The sequence below is a fragment of the Chryseobacterium sp. NRRL B-14798 genome, from assembly GCF_050470705.1.
GTDB classification, from domain to species: Bacteria; Bacteroidota; Bacteroidia; order Flavobacteriales; family Weeksellaceae; genus Chryseobacterium; species Chryseobacterium cupriresistens.
On the sequence record NZ_JBFLUL010000005.1, the window covers coordinates 693,857 to 716,377 of the forward strand.

The following is a 22,521-nucleotide window of genomic DNA, read 5'->3' on the forward strand; positions in this document are numbered from 1 at the left end:
CGAGAATTTTCTCGTCTCTTTTTTTTACTCTATATTCTGCAGCAGCTCCAAAGCCTTCATCATATCAATTCCCTTACCCAAAACTGGTTTAAACAAATCTCCTTTCTCTTTAATTCTTTCAAGGGTATTGTTAATAGTAAAATCTGTAGGTTTCATTCCCAGTTTCAATTCGTCCCATTCCAGAGGTATGGAAACTGAAGCTCCGGGTTTTGGTCTCAGACTGTATGCACTTGCCAGAGTCTGCCCTGTTCTGTTTTGCAGGTAATCAAGGTAAATTTTTTTGTTATCCCTTTTTTGAAGACTTCTTTCCAGCGTGGTAATCTTGGGCAGTTTATCATTCACCTGCTTCATGAGGATATGAGCGAAATCTTTTACCTGGTCAAAATCATATTTACCACCCATCGGAATATAAATGTGAATTCCTGTACTTCCTGAGGTTTTGCAGTAACCTTTTATTTTAATTGATTTTAAAACTTCATTCACCTGAAGTGCCGTTTCAATCACCTCATCAAATGTATTTTTTGAAGAAGGGTCAAGGTCTAAAACCAGATAATCCGGATGCTCAAGATCTGGTAAAGAACTGTTCCATGGATTGAAATCAATGCAGCCTAAATTATTAAGATAAGCCATAGTAGCTTTGTCATTACAGTAAATATAATCGATATGTTTATCATTGGATTCCGAATATACCTGTGTGGTTTTTATCCAGTCAGGAACATGATCTCCTGCATCTTTCTGATAAAAGCTCTGCTCTTCAATTCCATTGGGAAAGCGGTTGAGAGAAAGCGGACGATTTTTTAAATAAGGGAGAATATAACGTGCTACAGACTGATAATATTCAATGACATCTCCTTTTGTAATGCCATCTTCAGGAAAATATACCTTATCCTGATTGGTAAGCTTTACGGAATGCTTGTCTAAGGTAATCTCTTTTTCAGAAGTCTTTGTCTTTTTTGATGAAGCTTTTGTATTCATATCTTTGGATTTTTCGGTGAAGGATGGATCTTTAGTATCTTCCGGGCTTTTGTCATCCCTGATTGTGATAAAAACCGGATGTCTGAAGATTCCATCCTTGGTAATTTCAGAATATTTGATTTCACATACCAGCTCAGGTTTTACCCACGTTACCGGCATATTGGTCTTGGGAGCTGTTTCGAATGGAGATGACTTTACAATTATTTTCTGAAGTCTCTCATACACTTCTTTCAAAGAAACCGTATTGAAACCTGTTCCTGTATGACCACAGTAAGTAAGCTCCCCATCGATAAATTTTCCTAAGATCAACGCTCCGAAGCTTTCCCGGGATCCTCTGGGTTCCGTAAAACCACAAATAATGACCTCTTCTGTATTGGAAAACTTGATTTTAAGCCAATCGGTGGTTCTGTGATTTTCAACATACAGGCTGTCTGCCCTTTTTGCAATCATCCCTTCCAGTTCCATTTCTTTCATTTGTGCAAAAAACTCAATGCCCTTTTCAGGAATATGATCGCAATACTTGATCCGTTCGGTTTCTGTCAGAGCTTCTTTTAAAAGTTCTTTACGTTGAATTAAAGGAAGATCTTCTGTAGAATGGCCATTGAGCCATAGAATATCAAAAACCTGATAGGCAAGGGCGGCATCAGGGTTATCCCCGATTTGTTGCAAAAGTTGAAAATCAGGTCTTCCCTGTTCGTTATAGACCACAACTTCGCCATCCAGAATCATACGATGTTTTTGTTGGTCGAAATCCTGGGCAATTTTGTCAAATTTTGATAAAAAGGAAATTCCATTCCGGGAATAGAAAAGCGGAGTATCATGGCTGAGATCTGCAATAGCTCTGTAGCCATCCCATTTTATTTCAAAGATCCAGTCTTTATCATTAAAGGCTTCCTCTGAAAGTTTAGCCAGCATTGGTTTAATGAAAGACTTGAGCTTTTTTTCATTTGTTAAAGAATTGAAGTTTCTGAAAGGTTTTTCAGAAGTTACGACTTCTTTTTTTCTTTTATTTTTAGGCTTTTTTTTTCCTCTAAAAATTGGGTGACCAAAGATTTTGGTGAAGTGTTTTCTTCAGCATCGTAAGGACTTTCTGCAAATTCGTCCTTATGTTTGATAAGCAACCATGAGTTGTCATCATTATTTTTCATTTTAACCAGAGCAAATTCACCTTTCAGCTTTTTGCCATGCAAAATAAATTTTAAAGAACCGGCATGGAGTTCCTTCAGAAGTTCTTTTTCATCAGAAAGTTTAGAATTTTCTTCCAGAGGTTCATAAGTTCCGCTGTCCCACACTTCCACTTGTCCGGCTCCATAATTTCCTTCCGGGATGTTTCCTTCAAAATCTTTATAATCGTAAGGATGATCTTCTACCATCATGGCAAGTCGTTTGTCTTTTGGGTCTAAAGACGGGCCTTTCGGAACAGCCCAGCTCTTCAGTACACCTTCCATTTCAAGCCGGAAGTCATAATGAAGCCTGGAGGCTGCATGCCTCTGAATTACAAAAATCAGTTTGTCTTTGCTTTTCTTTGTTTTTCCTTTAGGTTCGCTGGTTTCATCGAACTTTCTTTTGTTATGATAATCTTTGAGAGCCATTACGATGCGGATTTGGATTTAGAGGTATTCAGGCTGGCTTTTAATTGGGCCATAAGGTCAATCACTTTACCTTCCTTAGCAGGCTGCGCTTTTTGGGCTTTTACGTTTTTGCCTTTTGCTTTCTGCTTGATGATCTTCATCAGCTCATCAGAATAGGTATCTTTATACATTGCGGGATCAAATTCCTGAGAAAGCTGCTCAATAAGGCTGACAGCCATTTTCAGCTCTGCAGGTTTCGGAGCTTTTTGGGCAGGAATTTTTAAATCTGAATAGTCTCTTATTTCCTGATCAAATCTCAGGCGGTTAAGAACCAGTATGTCGTCATTGTAAGGACGGATCATCCCAATAGCTGCGCTGTCACGGAGTACGAAAGTCCCTATTCCTACCATAGCTGTTTTTTCAAGAGCTTTTAATAAAAGTCTGTAGGCATTTTCACCATTTTTCTGAGGTTCCAGATAATAAGGAGTCTCAAAATACATACTGTCTACTTCTACTTCCTTTACAAACTGGTCAATAGAAAGTATTTTTGTTTTTTCCGGGCTTGCAGCCTCGTAATCTTCTTCATCAAGAACGATATATTTGTCGTCCATGAGATAACCTTTAACAATGTTTTCCCATTTTACTTCTTTTCCTGTATTTTCATTTACTCGCTTGAACCGGATGTTTGAAAAATCAGATTTGTCGAGCATATCGAGATCCAGTTTTGTGGTTTCCGTTGCGGAATAAATTTTTACAGGAATGTTGACTAATCCGAAGCCAATTGCGCCGTTCCAAATTGCTTTCATTGTCTTACGTTTTTAAAAATCAAGCAATTAATATGCCGACAGAAGCCCGTGTGGTACCTTTCATGGACTTTGTTGCCAAATGACAATTGTTTTTATCTCCGACTTTTATATCTTTATCTTTCCGCAATCCGTGGTGATATCAAAATATGGAAGAGCTTTTTACTTATATCAAAAAATTCGGAATACTGAATCCTCAGGACGAGCTGCTGATTGCTGAAGGAATTCAGGAAATGACAGTAAAAAAAGGAGAGCCTTTTATAGAAGCCGGGAAAGTAAGTCAGAGAATTGCCTTTGTGAAGGAAGGAGTTTTCCGGTCCTTGTATTACAACAAGCAAGGTGACGATTTTACACGGTATTTTATCTATGAAGGACGATTTATCGGAGACTTTCAGGGCTTTACGGATCAACTGCCCGCGCATGAAGATATTGAAGCGATTACCGATGCTGTATTGCTGGTGATTGACCGTGAACATTTTAAAATTCTGGAAGAGAAAATTGCAGTATGGCCTGTTTTGTTTGCAAGAATCCATGCTTTTGTAGTGGAAAATAAACTGAAGGTCGCCAGTATCATGCTTAATCAGGATGCGAAATCACGGTACATTCATTTTTTAAATCATTATCCCGGTCTTGCCAACAGAGTTCCTCAATCTATGCTGGCTTCTTACCTTGGCGTTACGCCGTCTTCACTGAGCAGGATCAGGAGAAATATTGTCTAGAATTATTAATGATAATTGATAGATGATATTATTTTGAGTGGGAGAGTAAGAGGGTTTGTGAGTTTACTAACTTCTAAAATCTAGCTTCTAGTTTCTCAAGAAATCTCTTTTTGTCAAATGACAATGGTCTTTCCTTCTGACTGCCATAGCTTTGCTTCATAAAATTTAAAATACGAATATGGATATTGTATTAGGATTACAATGGGGAGATGAAGGAAAGGGAAAGTTCATTGATCTGATCAGTGAAAATTACGACATTACAGCACGTTTTAATGGCGGATCTAATGCTGGGCACAGCATTGAAAGAAACGGGCGCAGAATAACACTTAAAATGATTCCTTCGGGAATCTTTATGAAAGGAGTACAGAATGTAATCGGTACGGGAACTGTTATTGATCCTGTAAGTTTTAAAAAAGAAATTCTGAATCTTCAGGTATTTGATAAAACCATTCAGCCGGAAAACAATATCATTATTTCCAAAAAAGCACACCTGGCAATGCCAACGCATAAGCTTCTGGATATTTTCATGGAACAAAGTCCTGAGTATACCACTATCGGAACTACAAAAAATGGAATTGCCCAGGCGTATTCAAACAAAATATTAAGACAGAGCCTGAGAGTAGGGGATATATTTTTACCAGATTTTCAAAGCAGGGCGCAGCATATTCTGAATAGAGATTACAGGATGCTTGAAGAAGGAGGAATGATTGTTTTGCCTGCTTTGGAAGAAATCAGTAAAGAGTTTTTTGATGCGGTGGAATTCCTTAAAAAATTCAATTGTACAGAAACTGAAATTTATATCAACAAAGCTTTATCTGAAGGTAAAAAGGTATTGGCAGAAGGATCTCAGGCGGCGATGCTGGATATTGATCATGGTACTTATCCTTATGTAACGTCTTCCTCAACGACAGCATCAGGAGCGAGTAGCGGTCTAGGTGTTTCACCGAAAAAGATCGGTGAAATTTACGGGATAGCGAAAGCGTATTGTACGCGTGTGGGAAATGGTATATTTCCAACGGAACTTTTAGATGAATTTGGTGATGATCTCAGAATGAAAGGAAATGAATTTGGTTCCAATACAGGACGTCCCAGAAGAACCGGATGGCTGGATTTGCCTGCTTTAAAATATGCGGTAATGATCAACGGGGTTACTCAGCTGGTTCTGACAAAAGCAGATGTTTTGAGCGGATTAAAATCTGTAGCAATCTGTACCCATTATGAACTGGAAGATGGAAAAACAGTGGATGTTTCAGGTTTACTTCCTGAAAACGGAAGACCTGTATTGAAATGGATGAATGGCTGGGATGCTGATTTTACTGCCATGAAAAGCCCTTCGGAGCTGCCAAAGGAAGTGATTGAATTTCTGTCATTTCTGGAAGCAGAATTGGGAATCCCTGTAGCGTATCTGTCGACAGGGCCGGGAAGGGAGCAGATGTTGAAATTGATCAGCAAATAGTTTTATGCCAGGCAGTGTATACTGATCTTATAAACAGAAGAGGTTAGAAAATTTATTTTCTAACCTCTTTATTGTATGGAAAAAACTTAGTTAACTTTTGTAAGTGTAAAGCGCTGCTTTGTAGAAGGCTGAACCGTTTGATCCGTAGTGCCGATTACAATAGGGGTAAGATTGGTTGTTAAGCCATCTTTTACCTCTAATCTCAATGCCGGCGCATTTTTGGGAGCAAAACCAAAGCCATTGTTTCCCAGATTGAATAATAACCATTTCTGAGAATCGGCATTAGCATTGGTTCTTAATTCAACAGCCGTTCCATTCGTTGTTCCGTTACCTCTCACGGTTAACACCTTTGAAGGATCCAGTATAGATTTGATGATATAATACCCATGATCTGATTTGCTGAAAGTAAATCTCTGATTATTTCCTGTAGAAGCTGAATACAAAATTATACTGGTGCCATCTGTAGTAGAACTTCCGGTAATATCTACATTTTTATTGTTTGCTAAAGCTGTTGTCATCGTATAAGTCCCGTTGATTGCGGAACTGGCATTAACAGGTCCATATAAATGGTTTATTCCGGCATAATCACCGGCAGACAATCCAGTTCTTTGTTTGGTAAATGTAGATCCGTCCAGCTTAGTCATTACAGGCTGGCTTGGGTCTATAGCAAAGTCTGTAGACTGATACATCATGACTGAACCGAAATCAAAATCCCCATATCCTGCGTAATCATTGTAAATGTTAAAGTTGTGGCGGCTTCCTTCTACAGCTTTGTTAACATCTACAATGATGTACTGATCTCTATCCGGACGGCATTGCTCATGCATAATTCCCATAGAATGCATTATTTCGTGAGCGATAATGGCGGGATACGTGATATTATAAATCTTAATACCGTTAACTCTGTTTTGTTGCCATCCGAGTGGAGAACTGTTGGAAGTTGTATAAGTAAAGGTGATGTATTCTGTTTGATTGGTACGTTGAACAAACTGCATACTGGTTTGAGACGAGATCAATTCAAACGCTTTGTTAATATTGGTAAGGAACGTATTATAATTCTGAGTGCTCATAGTTCCCTGGCTGGGTAATGTATAATAGACTGTGGCATTCGGCCATGTTTTAATAAATGAGCTTACAATAGTACTTTTTTGAGCTGTGGATATTTCTGAATTAGCCAGGCTTTTTAATTTATTAAACTGCTCGGTACTGATTGTTATATCATCTGCATAGAAATATTCGCCATTGACTTCATTAACATATGTGTATTTTCCGTCAATTAATAATTTGTGAATCTTCGCATTGTCCTGTTTAGTCGTTGTAAGGTCTATTGAATCTGTTTGTGCATTTTCAATATCCGATCTACATGAATTCAGGGCCAAAACAAGGCATCCTGATAAGAGTAATAGTTTGCTTTTCATATTATTTAATATTGGTTTGGTGATCAAGGTTTAAAATATGAACAGCTATATTATTATCATACGCATGAGATTATAAAAATACATCAATTCCTAAGTTTTGATTAAGTCTTCATTATAATTCAGCTGTGTAACGTAAATATATTAATAAAAATTATATTTACATATAACATAATATAATGATTGATTTGTTCTTTTTTTATTTGAAAAATGTATTTATTTCGTTGATTCAATTGTTTTAATTTAATTTTTACTATTAAATTGTAAATCAAGTTATTTCATGAATGTTTGATATAATGTGTAAAAATGCATATTTTGCTAGTGTAAAGTTTGTTTTGTTAGTAAATCGATAAATTATAGTAAAATTTGTAATGTTTTTTGATTCTAAATAATATTACTTGATTAAGATTTGTTTTTCAAAATAGTATTGTCAGGATAAAATATCAGGAAGTTCAAGGTGAACTTAAGGTTGTAGGAGAATATAAAAAAAGCGGGGCAAATACCCCGCTTTACATTATGCTTTTAAATTCAATTGTAATTCCAGTTCGTCGAGCTGTGCATCTGCAATAGAAGCCGGCGCATCAATCATTACATCTCGTCCTGAATTGTTCTTAGGGAAAGCGATGTAATCTCTGATCACTTCATTTCCGTCAAGAATAGCTACAAGACGGTCAAATCCGAATGCTAAACCTCCGTGTGGCGGTGCTCCGTATTTGAAGGCATTCATCAGGAATCCGAACTGAGCTTCTGCTTCTTCTCTGGTAAATCCTAATAAATCAAACATTTTAGACTGAAGATCTCTGTCAAAAATTCTGATAGATCCTCCACCGATTTCGTTTCCGTTCAGAACCATATCATAAGCGTTAGCTCTTGCTTTACCAGGATCAGTTTCCAGTAAGTGGATATCCTCTGGCTTCGGAGAGGTGAACGGGTGGTGCATTGCATGGTATCTTTCGGTATCTTCATCCCATTCCAATAGCGGAAAGTCTACTACCCAAAGTGGAGCAAACTCATTTCCTTTTCTTAATCCCAAACGGTTTCCAAGTTCCATTCTTAATGCAGAAAGCTGAGCTCTTACTTTATTTTCGTTTCCGGAAAGAATCAACATCAAGTCACCTTCTTTTGCTCCGAATTTTTCGATGATCTTTGTTAAATCTTCTTCGTTGTAGAATTTGTTTACCGATGAGGTTTTTACTCCGTCATTCTGGAATTTTGCCCAAACCATTCCTGAAGCACCAATCTGCGGACGTTTTACCCAATCAACAAGTTCATCAATCTGCTTTCTTGTATAGTCTGCACACCCCTCTACATTGATTCCGACTACTAATTCAGCATCATCAAATATCTTAAAGTCTTTTCCTTTTACCAGTTCATTCAATTCTACGAACTCCATTCCGAAACGGATATCCGGTTTGTCATTTCCATATTTTCTCATCGCATCTGCGAAAGTCATTCTTGGGAAATCTCCGAATTCCTGACCTGTAATATCTTTTAAAAGAGTTTTAGTCATCCCTTCAAATACGTTCATGACATCTTCCTGCTCTACGAAAGCCATTTCGCAGTCGATCTGTGTAAACTCCGGCTGTCTGTCTGCTCTTAAATCCTCATCACGGAAACATTTTACAATCTGGAAGTATTTATCCATTCCACCTACCATCAAAAGCTGTTTGAAAGTTTGTGGAGACTGTGGCAATGCATAAAACTGCCCCGGATTCATTCTGCTTGGTACAACAAAATCTCTTGCTCCCTCTGGAGTAGACTTGATCAAAACAGGTGTTTCCACTTCAATGAAACCTTCGTCAGATAAATAATTTCTTACTTTCTGTGCCATTTTGTGGCGGAAGATCAGTTTATCTTTTACCGGATTTCTTCTGATATCCAGGTAACGGTATTTCATTCTTAACTCCTCACCACCATCCGTTTCATCCTCAATGGTGAAGGGAGGAAGCTGAGAATCGTTCAGAATTGTCAGTTTCTCTACCAGAATTTCGATTTCCCCTGTTGGAATATTAGGGTTTTTGCTTACTCTTTCAATAACTCTTCCGGTAGCCTGAATCACAAATTCACGGCCCAGTTTTTTAGCTTCTTCCATCAATTGTGCAGAAGAACGCTCCTGGTCAAAAACCAGCTGGGTAATTCCGTAACGATCCCGAAGATCTACCCAAATCATAAATCCTTTATCACGGATAGTCTGTACCCATCCTGATAGTGTAACTTCTTCATTCAGATTTTTCAGAGATAGCTCTCCGTTGGTGTGTGATCGAAACATAATTATTTGTTTAAAGTTCAATGTTTAAGGTCCAGTTCCGGACCTTGAATTTTTCGTTGGCAAAGATAAGATTTTTGCAGGTTTTATAAATAAAAAAAACTTCCTTTCGGAAGTTTCATCTATTGTTTTTAGTTTTTTAATCTCTATTACCGCCTTTTGCAATAAGAATTCTTTTCACTTCTTCGCTGCCTTTAGTCTCATCAGCTACTTCAAGAGGCGTTTTGTTCTGACATTTTTTATTGACATTAGCCTTGCTGTCCAAAAGGAAGTTGATAATGTTTTTTCTGTCGGACATTACACTGAAACCAAGAGGTGAATAAAGTATATTTCCAACAAGGAAACATTTGTTGTAATCTCCCGGAGCAAACTGTTTTTTAAATGTTGATATATCATCAGAATAAATGGCTTTCATCTTTTCCTGAGTCATCTTCTGGGCAGATAACATACTGCCAGACAGTAACATTCCAAATAGAAAGGTAGTAGAGATTATTTTTTTCATAAGAATAATTTTTAAGAATATACAAATCTAAATTAAATTTTATTACCAATTGCTAAGTTTTTCTAATAATTGGATTTGTATTTTTGGGATTACACAAAATATTAATTGCGAAATGACAAAATATATTGAATTTTTGAAAAAAGCATTCAGCGGTGAAGAGACCGATTTTACGAAAGTGAATATCAGAAGTGCTGTGCTGCTTTTAGCCATTCCCATGATGCTGGAAATGGCTATGGAATCCGTATTTGCGCTTGTTGATCTTTATTTTGTGGGCCATCTGAAAGAAAGCGGTTTTGCTATTCAAACGGTAGGACTTACTGAATCTGTACTTTCCATAATGTATTCTATTGCGATTGGGATGAGTATGGCGGCAACAGCATTGGTAGCAAGACGAATTGGTGAGAAAAACCCGGAACAGGCTTCCAGAAGTGCTGCGCAGGTATTGTTGGTTTCTTTTGCGGTTACTTTTGTTTTAAGCTTACTGGGAGTCATCTATGCAGAAGAAATCCTGATCCTGATGGGTTCAAAACCTGAGGCTGCCGCTTATGGAAAGAATTTTACCAGAATTATGATGGGAAGCAGTACAATCATTATGCTTTTATTTTTAATTAATGGTATTTTCAGAGGAGCCGGAAACGCGATGATTGCGATGAAAAGCTTATGGATAGCCAATATAGCCAATATTATTCTCTGTCCGATTCTGATAAAGGGATTGGGGCCTGTACCTGCTTTGGGGCTTACGGGAGCTGCTTTGGCAACAACAATCGGACGTAGTATTGGAGTAATTTATCAGCTGTATCATCTTTTGGTTGCGGATACTCAGATCCGTATTCTGATTTCTTATTTTAAACCGAATTACGGATTAATCAAATCTATTATAAAAATTGCAACTCCCGGTATTTTTCAGTTTGTCATTGCTTCTTGCAGCTGGATTTTTCTTGCAGAACTGGTAGCTACTACAGGAGGAGAGAATGCATCGGCGGGTTACCAGACCGCTTTAAGACTGATGATGTTCTTTATGCTTCCTGCCTGGGGTTTGAGTAATGCCGCATCTACATTGGTAGGACAGAATATGGGAGCGAATGAAATGTTGAGAGCGGAACAGTCGGTGATGAAAACCGTGAAATATAATGTCATCTTTATGTTGATCGTAAGTCTGATCTTTCTTTTTATGGGGAATTTTTTAGTAGGCTTTTTTACTCAGGAAACTGCCATTAAAGATTTTGCTAAAAATGCGCTTCAGATTATGAGTGTTGGATTTATTTTCTATGGAATCGGGATGGTGATGATCAATGCCTTTAATGGAGCTGGTGATACATGGACACCTACCTGGGTTAATCTTTTTGGTTTCTGGCTGTTTCAGATTCCGCTGGCCTATTTTTTATCAAAATATCTTGACTTGGGACCCAAAGGAGTTTTTATATCAATTCCAGCCGCAGAAACATTGATTACCATTGTTGCCTTTATCTTATTTAAAAAAGGAAAATGGAAGACAATAAAAGTGTAGAAAGCGTGGGTGATGGAATTCTCCAGCTTTCCTCCCTAATTTATAAAACTTTAACAGCTTCACTAATTGGATTTTAGTATTGTATTTTCTAAATTCGTGGTACAACAAATACATAATACTATGGGAAAAGGAGACAAAAAATCAAGAAGAGGAAAAATTAATTCCGGAAGTTATGGTAAAAGAAGACCTAAAAAAGCCTCAAAATCTTTTGCAGCTTCTGAAGAAAAATCTAAAAAGTAATCAAAATAAAAAGACCGAAGATCATATCTCCGGTCTTTTTTATGAAAATTAAATTAATTATTTACCTCCTAAAATATTGCCAAGGATGCTGCCTAGTCCGCCGCCGCCTTGTTGTTGGTTTCCTCCACCACCCAATACATTTCCCAGTATATCGTTCAGAGGATTTCCTGATGATTGAGATTGTCCGCCACCTCCCAAAACACTTCCTAGAATGTCATTCAAAGGATTAGACTGCTGGGCTTGAGCCTGATTGGAAGCATTTCCAAGAATTCCTCCTAAAAGATCTCCCAGGCCGCCTGCTCCTACGTTACTCTGTTGTTTCTGCTGTCCGATATAGCCCATAACTACAGGTGCCAGCATCGCAAGAATAGGACCAATTTTGTCTATTGAAATTCCTGTATTTTGTGATAACTGGTTTTCAACAGTACTTTTTTGCCCGCCAAAGATATGATCAAGAATCGATCCTCCTTCAGCCTGTCTTGCCTCAATTTGTGAAGCATCATTTAAAATACTGCCGTTATGGTCTTTATCTAAAGCATTATTTAAAGCTTCCGCTTCTTTAGCATCCTGAGATTTATTTCTAAGATAAGAAATGATAAGAGGTGCAGCAACGGCTAATAGGGCAATTACCTGATTTTTGCTGATTCCGAATTTGTTCTCAGCCTGTTCAGCAACCTGATTGCCGGTGTTCCCTGTAAGAAGGTCAATTAAACTCATTTTTGTGTTTATTAAGTATTAAGTAAACCAAAGTTATCAAAAAATATGCCTCAGAAAATAACCTGCTCTCACAAATATTGTTAAAGTTTAAGGAAGGCTTCAGCAGCCTTTAATTTTTGATAATAGGAACATTAGAACATGCTTCTCCGAACATCAGGGATTTTACCATTGGCTTTAATTGTTCTACCAATTCAATATAAGCATTTTCGGGAATTTCTTTATCTGAACATCCTTTTACAAGGACTCTCTTTCCTCTCATTTCCTCAAAATCATGAGTCTGGATGGCATTATGCATTAAAATAACTTCCAGGTCTTCACGGCTTCCAAACACTATTTTCTTAGCTACATCTGTAAGTTTTGCAGTTAAGACAAAATAAGCCCAAAGAGGAATAATGGTATCTACAGAATTGTAGATGTATATATAAGTATCTTTATATTGTTCCGTATCGATTGCATCTACCTTTTCACGGAAATCCTTTTCTTTAAGGATCATTTCCTGAAAAAGGAAATCTTTAAGATCAATACCTTTTCTTTCCCCTTTTGGCAGTAAAGTGGTAAGGTCAAAATTGATAAGGCCGCTTTCTGCAACTTTATTCCGGATTTCAAATTCTTCTGACATTTTTTATCATTATCTTTGAACAAATTTACGAATTAAGATCATATCTGTCTTAATTTGTTCTCTATCCTTACTATAGAAATGAAGTATTATATTATTGCAGGAGAAGCTTCCGGTGATTTGCATGGAAGCAACCTGATGAAAGCCTTAAAACACAAGGATCCCCAAGCGGAATTCAGATTTTGGGGTGGCGACCTGATGAAAGCTCAGGGAGGAACTCTGGTAAAACATTACCGTGACCTTGCTTTTATGGGATTTCTGGAAGTTGTGATGAACCTCCGTACTATTCTGAATAATATTAAATTCTGTAAAGAGGATATTCAGAAAAACAGACCTGATATCCTGATTCTGGTAGATTATCCGGGATTCAATCTGAGAATTGCAAGATTTGCCAAAGAGTTGGGAATTAAAGTTGTTTATTATATTTCTCCACAGCTTTGGGCATGGAAAGAAGGCCGCGTAGAAATTATCAAAAAGTATGTGGATGAAATGATGGTGATTCTTCCTTTTGAAGAAGATTTTTACAGAAAACACGGCGTTCACTCTCATTTTGTAGGTCATCCTTTGCTGGATGCTATTTCGGATCTGCAGGAAATCAGTATTGAAAAATTCAAGTCGGAGCATGGATTGAACGAAAAAGAAATCATAGCATTGCTGCCCGGTTCCAGAGAACAGGAGGTGGAAAAAATGCTTGAAATCATGCTTTCCGTAAGATCATATTTTAAAAATTACCAGTTTGTCATTGCCGGAGCGCCAAGTTTACCAAAAGAATTTTATCAGAAATATGTAGATGATAATGTTCATTTTGTTTCCAATAAAACTTATGATCTGCTAAGATGCTCGAAGGCGGCTCTTGTGACTTCCGGAACTGCAACACTGGAAACAGCTTTGCTGAATATCCCTGAAGTAGTCTGTTATCGTGGAAGTAAAATTTCCTATGCTATTGCTAAAAGATTGGTGAAAAATATCAATTATATTTCTCTGGTTAATCTGATTATGGACAGAGAAGTCGTAAAAGAATTGATTCAGAATGATCTGAATACTAAAAATCTGGTAGAAGAACTGAATAAAATCATAGCTGGAGAGAAAAGAGAACAGGTTCTGAATGACTATAACCTTCTGAGAGAAAAGCTCGGTGGAAAAGGCGCAAGTGAGCATGCTGCTGAGGTGATATTGAAAGTATAGTCTTTATCAAATCTTTTGAGAATTTAATCTACATTGTAACTATGAATTATTTTAACCGTTTTCTTCTATTATTAACGTTTACATTATTTTTCTCAAACAGTTTTGCTCAGCAGAATGATGAAAGAGATAAAGTCCAGATATTTTATTACGGCTGGTACGGAAATCCTGCAACGGACGGAAGTTATCAGCACTGGAACCATGAAATCCTTCCCCACTGGAGCAACCCGAAGTGGAATAATATGGGCCATCACACAGGAGGAGATGATATTGGTGCTAATTTTTACCCGGCACTTGGAAATTATAGCTCGAATGATACAAAAATCATTGAACAGCATATGAAAATGATTAAGGACTCCGGAGTGGGAGTGGTTGTGGTAAGCTGGCTGGGAAAAGATTCGTTCACAGATAAAAGTCTTATCAAATATCTGGATATTGCAGATCACTTTGATTTAAAAATTGCCTTTCATATTGAGCCGTTCTATAAAAATACATCAGAATTAAAAGAACAACTTTCTTATCTGGTAAAAACCTACTCTCATCATCATGCTTTCTATAAAAAAGAAGGGAAGCCTTTGTTTTATGTCTATGACAGTTATAAAATCCCCAAAGAAGAATGGATGAAAATATTATCCAAAAATGGTGAGGAAACAGTTAGAAACACAGATTTAGATGCTCTTTATATCGGGCTTTGGGTGGAGAAAGATGATGCTAAATTCTTTAATAAATCCGGTTTTGACGGTTTCTACACTTATTTTGCCAGTGAAGGGTTTGTGTATGGAAGTACAACAGACAACTGGGATTTTATGGCCAAATTTGCTAAAGATCATCATTTGATTTTTATTCCTTGTGTAGGTCCTGGTTATTCCGATACAAGAATCCGCCCATGGAATGAAGCTAATTTCAAAAGCAGAGACAAGGGAAAATATTATGAGAAGATGTTTGATGCAGCCATCAGGGTAAAACCGGATTTTATCGGAATTACCTCATTCAATGAATGGCATGAAGGGACACAAATAGAGCCTGCTGTTCCTAAAAAAGCAGGTGATTTCAAATATGAAGATTACGGTAAAGATCCTTTATTTTATATAAAAGAAACGAAGCGTTTGACGTATAAATTTCTGAAAAAGAAATAATATACTTTCAAACTTAATTTTTAAAACAAAAAATAAAGCGTTCTGTTGACATTTTTAATGAAGACAGAGCGCTTATTTAGTTCTTTAAGAGTTTATAAATTCTCCTTTAATCACTTATTTTAAAAGGATAATTAATGGAAATTGAACAAGCAGCCTCTTCTTATTCTGGCAGTATGTTTTATTCTTGGAATTCTTTTTCAGGATAAAATAGCATTGGCAGAATATTTTATTGATGGGGTTGTTGGAACTTGTTTGGTTCTGCTTGTTTTAATCTGCTTTCATTCTTATTTTCTGCATAAAGCCAAAACTGTTTTACTGATGCTCCTATTGTTTGGAGCAGGCATTATCCTCCATTTTTATAATACCTCTTTGTCAGACGATAAGCTTCTGATAAAGAAACATGAAACAGTTACATTTAAGATCTCTCAGAAATTAAATTCTTCTGAAAAGTATAGAAAATATGAAGGAATAACCCGGAAGGGGAGTACATCTTTCAATTCAATTTTTTATGTTCCAAAAGACAGGAAAGAACTTGATTTTATTCACTACTACAAAGCTGAGGCTTATATTACGCAACCTCAGGCGCCAACATATGATTTTCAGTTCGATTATGCCCAATACCTCAAAAGGAAACATATTCATTACCAGATTTATATTTCAGAAGGAATTTTTTCTGCGGAACGGAATGATTTAACATGGGCAGACCGGCTTAAACAATACAGGTTTGAGGTTCTTAGAAAAATAGATAAAACAGCAATTTCAGAAAAAACTAAAGAATTTCTAAAAGGTATTATTCTGGCGGATAGAACAGAAATTGATGCAGGCACTGTCAGAGATTTTAATAGGTCAGGATTGGTTCATTTTCTGGCCATTTCCGGGACTCATATTGTGGTTGTTTTTGGGATTTTTTATTTTTTACTGACTCGTTTTACAACCTTAAAACTCAGAAAATACGCGGTCATTCTCAGTTTGATTTTCATCTGCTTGTTTGCCGCTTTTATCGGATTGGGTAATTCAGTATTGCGGTCATGCATCATGTTGAGTGTTTATTTTATTTTCGTTTTGCTTCAACGAAAGCCGGATCTTCTTCATTCACTGGCCTTGTCTGCTTTTTTTATTCTGATTGGAGATACCCAGCAGCTTTTTGATGTGGGTTTTCAGCTTAGCTTTCTGGCTGTTTTGGGAATTTACTGGTTGAATCAGCCATTGCTGAAATGCTTTCCAAAACAGGATAATGATATTAAAAAACTTTTGTATAACACCATTACACTTTCTTTATCAGCACAGTTGGCAACACTTCCTCTGGTGCTCTGTTATTTTCACCAGTTTTCATTCATATCAATTATTGCCAATGTAGTCATTGTTCCTTTTTCTGAAATTATCATTGTCTTTTCATTTGTAATGACCGGTCTTATTTCTTTGGGAATTGATTTTGATCTTATAAACAGAGTGTATGATGAAGTTATTCAGGTTCTGCTGAAGATGATCCATTGGTTTGCTGAGGTTGATTTTCTTTTCTTTGAAAATATTCCAATGAGTGGAATAGAAGTGATATCTGCATCGGTGTTTGTATATTGGTTAAGGCCGGCTATTCTGAAATTCAATGTGAAAAATAGAATGAGTTTGGTGACCGCAGTTTTACTCTTTCTGATTATAAGAAGCGGAATCACGGCTTTTGAACATCAGAAAGAAGAGATATTGGTTTATCATTTTAATAAAAGCATCGTTTTTTCAGTAAAAAATGGTAGCAGAGTATGTTTCTGGATTTCGGATATGAAAAATAAGACGGAGGTTTTGCAGTATATAATCAACCCATATTGTGCATCCAGAAGAGTAGACCATTTTGAGATAAAAACCTTGTCACCCTCCATTCAAAAAGTAGTTTTCAGAGATAAGACTTATGATCTGAAATGACGGTTCTGAATTTAGCCATTTTCCTGTATTTATAACGGGTGAAAATCTTATTTAGAAAGATTACAAACTGTCTATTTGTGAGATTTCTCACTTTTCGATATTGTTAAACTTTCTTAATTTTGTGGAAATTCAAATTTAAACTTATATGGCAGGTTTAACGAGTTCTACGATAGGTAGAAAATACGCTATGGCATTATCAGCTCTGTTTTTGCTGATTTTTCTTATACTGCATTTGACAACCAATTTGTTATCAGTTCTAAACAAGGATGCATTCAATACAGCATCTGACTTTATGGGCTATAATCCTTTTGTGCAGTTCTTAATGCAGCCTATTCTTGGTTTTGCAGTAATTTTCCATTTTGTAATGGGATTTGTATTGGAGATCAAGAATAATAAAGCGCGTCCGGTAAAGTATGCAGCAAACAACGCATCTGTGAATTCTTCATGGATGTCCAGAAATATGATTATTTCAGGAGCTGTTATTTTAGCTTTCTTGGCGCTTCACTTATATGATTTCTGGCTACACGAAATGAATTACAAGTATGTAGAAGGATTGACTCCTGATGCAGAACGTTTCTGGCCTGAGCTCCATGAAAAGTTTGCTGATCTTTGGAGAGTGGCTTTATATGTAATCTCTTTTGTTTTGTTAGGATTACACTTAGCTCACGGATTCCAGTCTTCATTCCAGTCTATCGGTGCCAGACATCCAAAATATACGCCGGTGATCAAAGCTTTCGGGAAATGGTATTCCATCCTTATTCCTGCAGGATTCATCATCGTAGCAGTTTTCCATTTTATAACTCAATAATATCAATATACTAATATGAGTAAATTAGATTCAAGAATTCCAGCGGGTCCTCTTAAAGACAAGTGGAAAAATCATAAAGACCATATGAACCTTGTTGCACCAAACAACAGAGATAAGATTGATATTATTGTTGTAGGTACAGGTTTGGCAGGAGGTTCTGCTGCAGCTACATTAGCTGAGCAAGGATACAACGTAAAAGCGTTCTGCTACCAGGATTCTCCAAGAAGAGCTCACTCGATTGCAGCTCAGGGAGGGATCAACGCAGCTAAGAATTACCAGGGAGATGGTGACTCTACTTACAGATTATTCTACGATACCATCAAAGGTGGTGACTATAGAGCAAGAGAAGCTAACGTTTACAGATTAGCTGAAGTTTCTGCAAATATTATTGACCAGTGTGTTTCCCAGGGGGTTCCTTTCGGAAGAGATTACGGTGGTCAGCTGGATAACCGTTCATTTGGTGGGGTTCAGGTAAAAAGAACTTTCTACGCAAAAGGACAAACCGGACAGCAGTTATTATTAGGTGCTTATTCTGCAATGAGCCGTCAGATCGGTAAAGGAAGAATTAAGATGTACAACCGTCATGAGATGTTGGATCTTGTTATTGTTGACGGAAAAGCAAGAGGAATTATTGCAAGAAACCTTGTAACAGGAGAAATTGAAAGACACTCTGCTCACGCAGTAGTAATTGCTTCAGGAGGATACGGAAACGTATATTTCCTTTCTACCAATGCAATGGGATCGAACGTTTCTGCAGCATGGAAAATTCACAAGAAAGGAGCTTACTTCGCAAACCCATGCTACGTACAGATTCACCCTACTTGTATCCCAGTTCACGGAACACAGCAGTCTAAACTGACTTTGATGTCTGAATCATTAAGAAACTCAGGAAGAATCTGGGTTCCTAAGAAAATTGAAGATTCAGTAGCGATCAGAGAAGGTAAATTAAGACCTGAAAATATTAAAGAAGAAGATAGAGATTATTATCTGGAAAGAAGATATCCTGCATTCGGTAACCTTGTACCTAGAGACGTAGCTTCCAGAGCTGCTAAGGAAAGATGTGATGCCGGATACGGAATTGAAAATAATGATACTAAAGAAGGTGTTTACCTTGATTTCTCTACAGAGATCATGAAAAAAGGTAAAGAAGCCGCTATCGAAAAACATATTCATAATCCTACAGATCAGCAGATCTATGATCTTGGTAAAAAGTGGGTTGAGGAGAAGTATGGTAACTTATTCGTAATGTACGAAAAAATTACAGCTGATGATCCTTACAAAACTCCAATGAAGATCTATCCTGCGGTTCACTATACAATGGGTGGTGTATGGGTTGATTATAATCTTCAGTCTACGATCCCTGGATGTTTCGTAATCGGTGAGGCTAACTTCTCAGATCACGGGGCAAACAGACTGGGTGCTTCTGCTTTGATGCAGGGTCTTGCTGATGGATATTTTGTACTTCCTTACACGATTGCAGATTACCTTTCTGCAGATATCAGAACAGGAACTATTCCTACCAATTCAGCAGCATTTGACGAGGCTGAAAAAGGAATTAAAGAGAAAATTAATTTCTTCTTAAACAATAAAGGAACTCATTCTGTAGACTATTTCCACAAGCAGTTAGGAAACATTATGTGGAATAAAGTAGGAATGGGAAGAACTCCTGAAGGGTTAAGAGAAGCGATCAAGGAAATTGAAGAAGTAAGAAATAACTTCTGGAAAAATGTAAAAGTTCCGGGAGAAGGAGAAGGAATGAACACTGAGCTTGAAAAAGCATTCAGAGTGGCGGACTTCCTTGAGCTTGGACAATTAATGGCTATCGATGCACTACACAGAAACGAATCTTGTGGTGGACATTTCCGTGAAGATCATTCAACTCCTGACGGAGAAGCGGAAAGAGACGACGTAAACTACAAATACGTCGGAGCTTGGGAATATCAGGGAGACGATATCAACGCGGAAGTGTTGCATAAAGAAGAACTGATCTACGAGAACATCGAGGTTAAAACTAGAAGTTATAAATAATCTCCAACCTATAAATATAACATTATGAGTGCAAAAAAAGGCTTACATCTTACGCTGAAAATTTGGAGACAAAAAAATAGTAAAACTAAAGGTCAGTTTGAGACCTATAAAATATCAGATGTATCTACAGACTCTTCATTTTTAGAGATGTTAGATATCCTGAACGAAAATTTAATTAACGAAGGAAAAGAACCAATCGCTTTCGACCACGACTGTCGTGAGGGAATCTGCGGTATGTGTTCTCTTTACATCAATGGTAGAGCTCACGGACCTGATACAGGTATCACAACTTGTCAGCTTCACATGAGAATGTTCAAAGATGGAGAGACTATCGTTATTGAACCTTGGAGAAGTGCTGCTTTCCCTGTTATCAAAGACTTGATGGTAGACAGAAGCGCATTCGACAGAGTAATGGCAGCAGGAGGTTTCATTTCTGTGAACACTTCCGGTAATACACTGGATGCTAACGCTATTCCTGTTCCGAAAGAAGATGCAGACAAAGCAATGGATGCTGCAGCTTGTATTGGATGTGGAGCTTGTGTAGCGACATGTAAAAACGGATCTGCAATGTTATTCGTTGGAGCAAAAGTTTCTCAGTATGCATTACTTCCACAAGGTAGAGTAGAAGCTAAGAGAAGAGTTCTGAACATGGTAAAAGCTATGGATGAAGAAGGATTTGGTAACTGTTCAAACACAGGTGCGTGTGAAGTAGAATGTCCTAAAGGAATTTCTCTTGAAAACATTGCAAGAATGAACAGAGAATACATGGCTGCTCTTGTAGATCAAGGATAGAATTGATTCAAATACATAGAAAATCGCCTTCATTTTTGGAGGCGATTTTTTTATGAAAAAGAAGACTCTGTTAAAGTTTGTTAACTTATGGCCGGATCTTCGTCATTCTTTATTTATTAACTATATATTTGAAAGGTAGTTGAATCGTTTTTATGAAAAAGCTTTCAAATGCTTTTTACCATCAAAAAGGTGTCATTCAATAATTGGAATACCCCTTTTGAACGGTAATAATAAAATTTTTAAAAAAAATAATTAGTGTGAATTAGCAAGCCCTAAAAAGCGTATTTTTGTGTAATATTAAAAATTGAAATGAAAAAATATCTTTTATTGTTTATCATCACATTCTTTGTGATGTCTTGTTCAAAAAAAGTAGAAGTAAAAGGAAAAATTACCGGAAGCTCACCATTGGAAAGAATTGAATTTGTAGAAGCTTCAGGAGTAGGAACCCTGCCTTTAATTAATATAGGTCTCGATAAAGACGGAAACTTTTCAGGAAGTTTTGATGCTCCTAAGGATGGGATGTACGTAATCAACTATGCAGGCAGACAAAGCCTGATTTATCTTGAAGGAGGACAAAAAGTGAATATCTCAGGAAACGGAGCTACCTTCCCAAATGAATATGTGATTACCGGAGATGCTAAAAAGAATAATGATTTCCTTACAGCTTCTCAGAAGTTTTTAGCTGAGTATGGTAATAAAGTTAACTTAGGCGCTTTGATGGCAGGAGATGAAGCTGCATTTTTGAAAGGAATGCATAAAATTGAAGCGGATATTAATAAAAACGTGGATGACCTTGCTAAGAAAAATAATCCAAGCAAAGGATTACTAGAGTGGAAAAAAAATGATGTGAAAGTAACCATTCTTAATTTGCTTGCCAACTATGAAATGTCTCACGGTCCTATGTCCGGAAACCCTTCTTACAAATCATCTAAAGCTTTTAAAGATTATGAAACCCAGTTAGAAACAGACAAAGAAGCGATGGTGAAAACTATTCCTCTTTACAGACAGTATCTGCTGGTAAAAATGACTCCTGATTTCCAGAAATATGCTGAAGCAAACAGCAAAGGAAAAACAGGTATTACAACTTCTGAGATGTTTGCCCAGTATTTAAAAACTAAAAAAGATTTATCTCAAACAACAAAAGATTATCTTCTTGCATTTGTAATGGCTCAGGCTGATATTCATCCAACAACTCCGGCTGCCAATATCGACAAGATTAAGAAGATCATCGATTCAGATATTAAAGATGCTACTATTAAAAGCGACCTTTTAAAAATGCAGGTAGCGATTACAGGACTTAAAATCGGAGAGGCAGCTCCCGAAGCAGCTTTAGCAAAACAAGACGGAAAAGCTTACAAGCTTTCTGAAAACAAAGGAAAACCTTATATGCTGTTCTTCTATGCTTCATGGAACCCTTACATCAGCGAAGCTACCGTACCTGTATTAAAAGAAGTCGTAAACTTCTATAAGTCTAAAATGAATTTTGTATTTGTAAACGTTGATGATACAAAAGACCAGTTTATTAAAACAAGTAATTCTTTATTAAAAGGAATTCAGGGAGTAAATGTTTACGGAGAAGGAGGATTGAACTCAGATATCGCTAAGAAATATGGCGTATACGGATTCAAATTACCTTGCTTTGTAATCATCGATAAAGACGGTAAAATTGCCAGCAGATCTTTCGTGAACCTTGGTGAGCAGGAATTGGTGACAATTCTTGATAAACTGACAGGTCTTTCTGCTCCGAAAGTAGATCCGAATGCGCAAATGCAGCCACAACTGCAGCTTGATCCATCTGCAATGCAGCAAGCTCCACAGCCAGCAAATCCACAGCCGGCTCCAACAAAATAATAAACTTTAACATTGTATAGAAA

At 37.0% G+C, this 22,521-nt stretch carries 19 protein-coding genes; 11 read left to right on the top strand and 8 right to left on the bottom strand.

Annotation, left to right across the window (positions count from 1 at the left end; translation table 11 throughout):
- Positions 1-24: 24 nt before the first annotated feature.
- From ligD to AB1278_RS03540, 3 genes are all read right to left on the bottom strand, one after another.
- Positions 25-1,890, bottom strand: coding sequence for a DNA ligase D (gene ligD, locus AB1278_RS03530; protein ID WP_429812462.1), 1,866 nt, complete (start codon positions 1,888-1,890; stop codon positions 25-27).
- Between the two features lie 71 nt (positions 1,891-1,961).
- Entirely contained in the window at positions 1,962-2,567 is a 606-nt protein-coding gene (locus tag AB1278_RS03535) for a DNA polymerase ligase N-terminal domain-containing protein (protein ID WP_202841526.1), read from the bottom strand.
- Positions 2,567-3,352 carry a Ku protein gene (locus AB1278_RS03540; protein ID WP_120232730.1) on the bottom strand — a complete coding sequence of 262 codons (786 nt, stop codon included), beginning with the start codon at positions 3,350-3,352 and terminating at the stop codon, positions 2,567-2,569. Before AB1278_RS03540 ends, AB1278_RS03535 begins: the two co-directional genes overlap by 1 nt.
- A 146-nt stretch (positions 3,353-3,498) precedes the next feature.
- Here AB1278_RS03540 and AB1278_RS03545 point away from each other — a divergent pair, with 146 nt between their 5' ends.
- Positions 3,499-4,068 carry a Crp/Fnr family transcriptional regulator gene (locus AB1278_RS03545; protein WP_202841524.1) on the top strand — a complete coding sequence of 190 codons (570 nt, stop codon included), beginning with the start codon at positions 3,499-3,501 and terminating at the stop codon, positions 4,066-4,068.
- Positions 4,069-4,246: 178 nt separating this feature from the next.
- The gene (locus AB1278_RS03550) at positions 4,247-5,524 is read left to right on the top strand and encodes an adenylosuccinate synthase (protein ID WP_411413368.1); all 1,278 of its coding nucleotides are present in this window, start codon (positions 4,247-4,249) and stop codon (positions 5,522-5,524) included.
- Positions 5,525-5,610: 86 nt separating this feature from the next.
- On the opposite strand, the gene AB1278_RS03555 is transcribed toward AB1278_RS03550, so the two are convergent.
- From AB1278_RS03555 to AB1278_RS03565, 3 genes are all read right to left on the bottom strand, one after another.
- A complete protein-coding gene (locus AB1278_RS03555) occupies positions 5,611-6,942 on the bottom strand; it encodes a M12 family metallopeptidase (protein ID WP_202841519.1) in 1,332 nt (443 codons plus the stop codon).
- 511 nt (positions 6,943-7,453) lie between these two features.
- A complete protein-coding gene (aspS, locus tag AB1278_RS03560) occupies positions 7,454-9,208 on the bottom strand; it encodes an aspartate--tRNA ligase (RefSeq protein ID WP_202841517.1) in 1,755 nt (584 codons plus the stop codon).
- Between the two features lie 136 nt (positions 9,209-9,344).
- Positions 9,345-9,707, bottom strand: a complete 363-nt coding sequence (locus AB1278_RS03565) for a hypothetical protein (RefSeq protein WP_202841515.1) — start codon at positions 9,705-9,707, stop codon at positions 9,345-9,347.
- 112 nt (positions 9,708-9,819) lie between these two features.
- On the opposite strand from AB1278_RS03565, the gene AB1278_RS03570 reads away from it, so the two are divergent.
- A complete protein-coding gene (locus AB1278_RS03570; protein WP_429812469.1) occupies positions 9,820-11,214 on the top strand; it encodes an MATE family efflux transporter in 1,395 nt (464 codons plus the stop codon).
- A 120-nt stretch (positions 11,215-11,334) separates the two neighbouring features.
- Entirely contained in the window at positions 11,335-11,454 is a 120-nt protein-coding gene (locus tag AB1278_RS03575) for a 30S ribosomal protein THX (RefSeq protein WP_065119703.1), read from the top strand.
- A gap of 57 nt (positions 11,455-11,511) precedes the next feature.
- On the opposite strand, the gene AB1278_RS03580 is transcribed toward AB1278_RS03575, so the two are convergent.
- Both AB1278_RS03580 and AB1278_RS03585 read right to left on the bottom strand, forming a co-directional pair.
- On the bottom strand, positions 11,512-12,171 hold the full coding sequence (locus AB1278_RS03580) for a DUF937 domain-containing protein (RefSeq protein ID WP_202841511.1): 660 nt from the start codon (positions 12,169-12,171) through the stop codon (positions 11,512-11,514).
- A gap of 109 nt (positions 12,172-12,280) precedes the next feature.
- A complete protein-coding gene (locus tag AB1278_RS03585) occupies positions 12,281-12,790 on the bottom strand; it encodes a DUF2480 family protein (RefSeq protein WP_202841509.1) in 510 nt (169 codons plus the stop codon).
- Positions 12,791-12,868: 78 nt separating this feature from the next.
- Between AB1278_RS03585 and lpxB the strand changes: the two genes are divergently transcribed.
- From lpxB to AB1278_RS03620, 7 genes are all read left to right on the top strand, one after another.
- Positions 12,869-13,972, top strand: a complete 1,104-nt coding sequence (lpxB, locus tag AB1278_RS03590; RefSeq protein ID WP_202841507.1) for a lipid-A-disaccharide synthase — start codon at positions 12,869-12,871, stop codon at positions 13,970-13,972.
- Positions 13,973-14,013: 41 nt separating this feature from the next.
- Positions 14,014-15,105: a glycoside hydrolase family 99 protein gene (locus AB1278_RS03595; RefSeq protein WP_343642782.1), complete on the top strand. Its 1,092-nt coding sequence runs from the start codon at positions 14,014-14,016 to the stop codon at positions 15,103-15,105.
- Positions 15,106-15,246: 141 nt separating this feature from the next.
- On the top strand, positions 15,247-17,019 hold the full coding sequence (locus AB1278_RS03600) for a ComEC/Rec2 family competence protein (protein WP_202841503.1): 1,773 nt from the start codon (positions 15,247-15,249) through the stop codon (positions 17,017-17,019).
- Between the two features lie 145 nt (positions 17,020-17,164).
- Positions 17,165-17,827 (top strand): succinate dehydrogenase cytochrome b subunit, encoded by a 663-nt coding sequence (locus AB1278_RS03605; protein WP_062675783.1) that lies wholly within the window; start codon positions 17,165-17,167, stop codon positions 17,825-17,827.
- 15 nt (positions 17,828-17,842) lie between these two features.
- Positions 17,843-19,855, top strand: coding sequence for a fumarate reductase/succinate dehydrogenase flavoprotein subunit (locus AB1278_RS03610; RefSeq protein ID WP_202841501.1), 2,013 nt, complete (start codon positions 17,843-17,845; stop codon positions 19,853-19,855).
- A 24-nt stretch (positions 19,856-19,879) separates the two neighbouring features.
- Positions 19,880-20,647 (top strand): succinate dehydrogenase/fumarate reductase iron-sulfur subunit, encoded by a 768-nt coding sequence (locus AB1278_RS03615; RefSeq protein WP_062675785.1) that lies wholly within the window; start codon positions 19,880-19,882, stop codon positions 20,645-20,647.
- Positions 20,648-20,956: 309 nt separating this feature from the next.
- Positions 20,957-22,498: a TlpA family protein disulfide reductase gene (locus AB1278_RS03620; RefSeq protein WP_227944177.1), complete on the top strand. Its 1,542-nt coding sequence runs from the start codon at positions 20,957-20,959 to the stop codon at positions 22,496-22,498.
- The last annotated feature ends 23 nt before the right edge of the window (positions 22,499-22,521 follow it).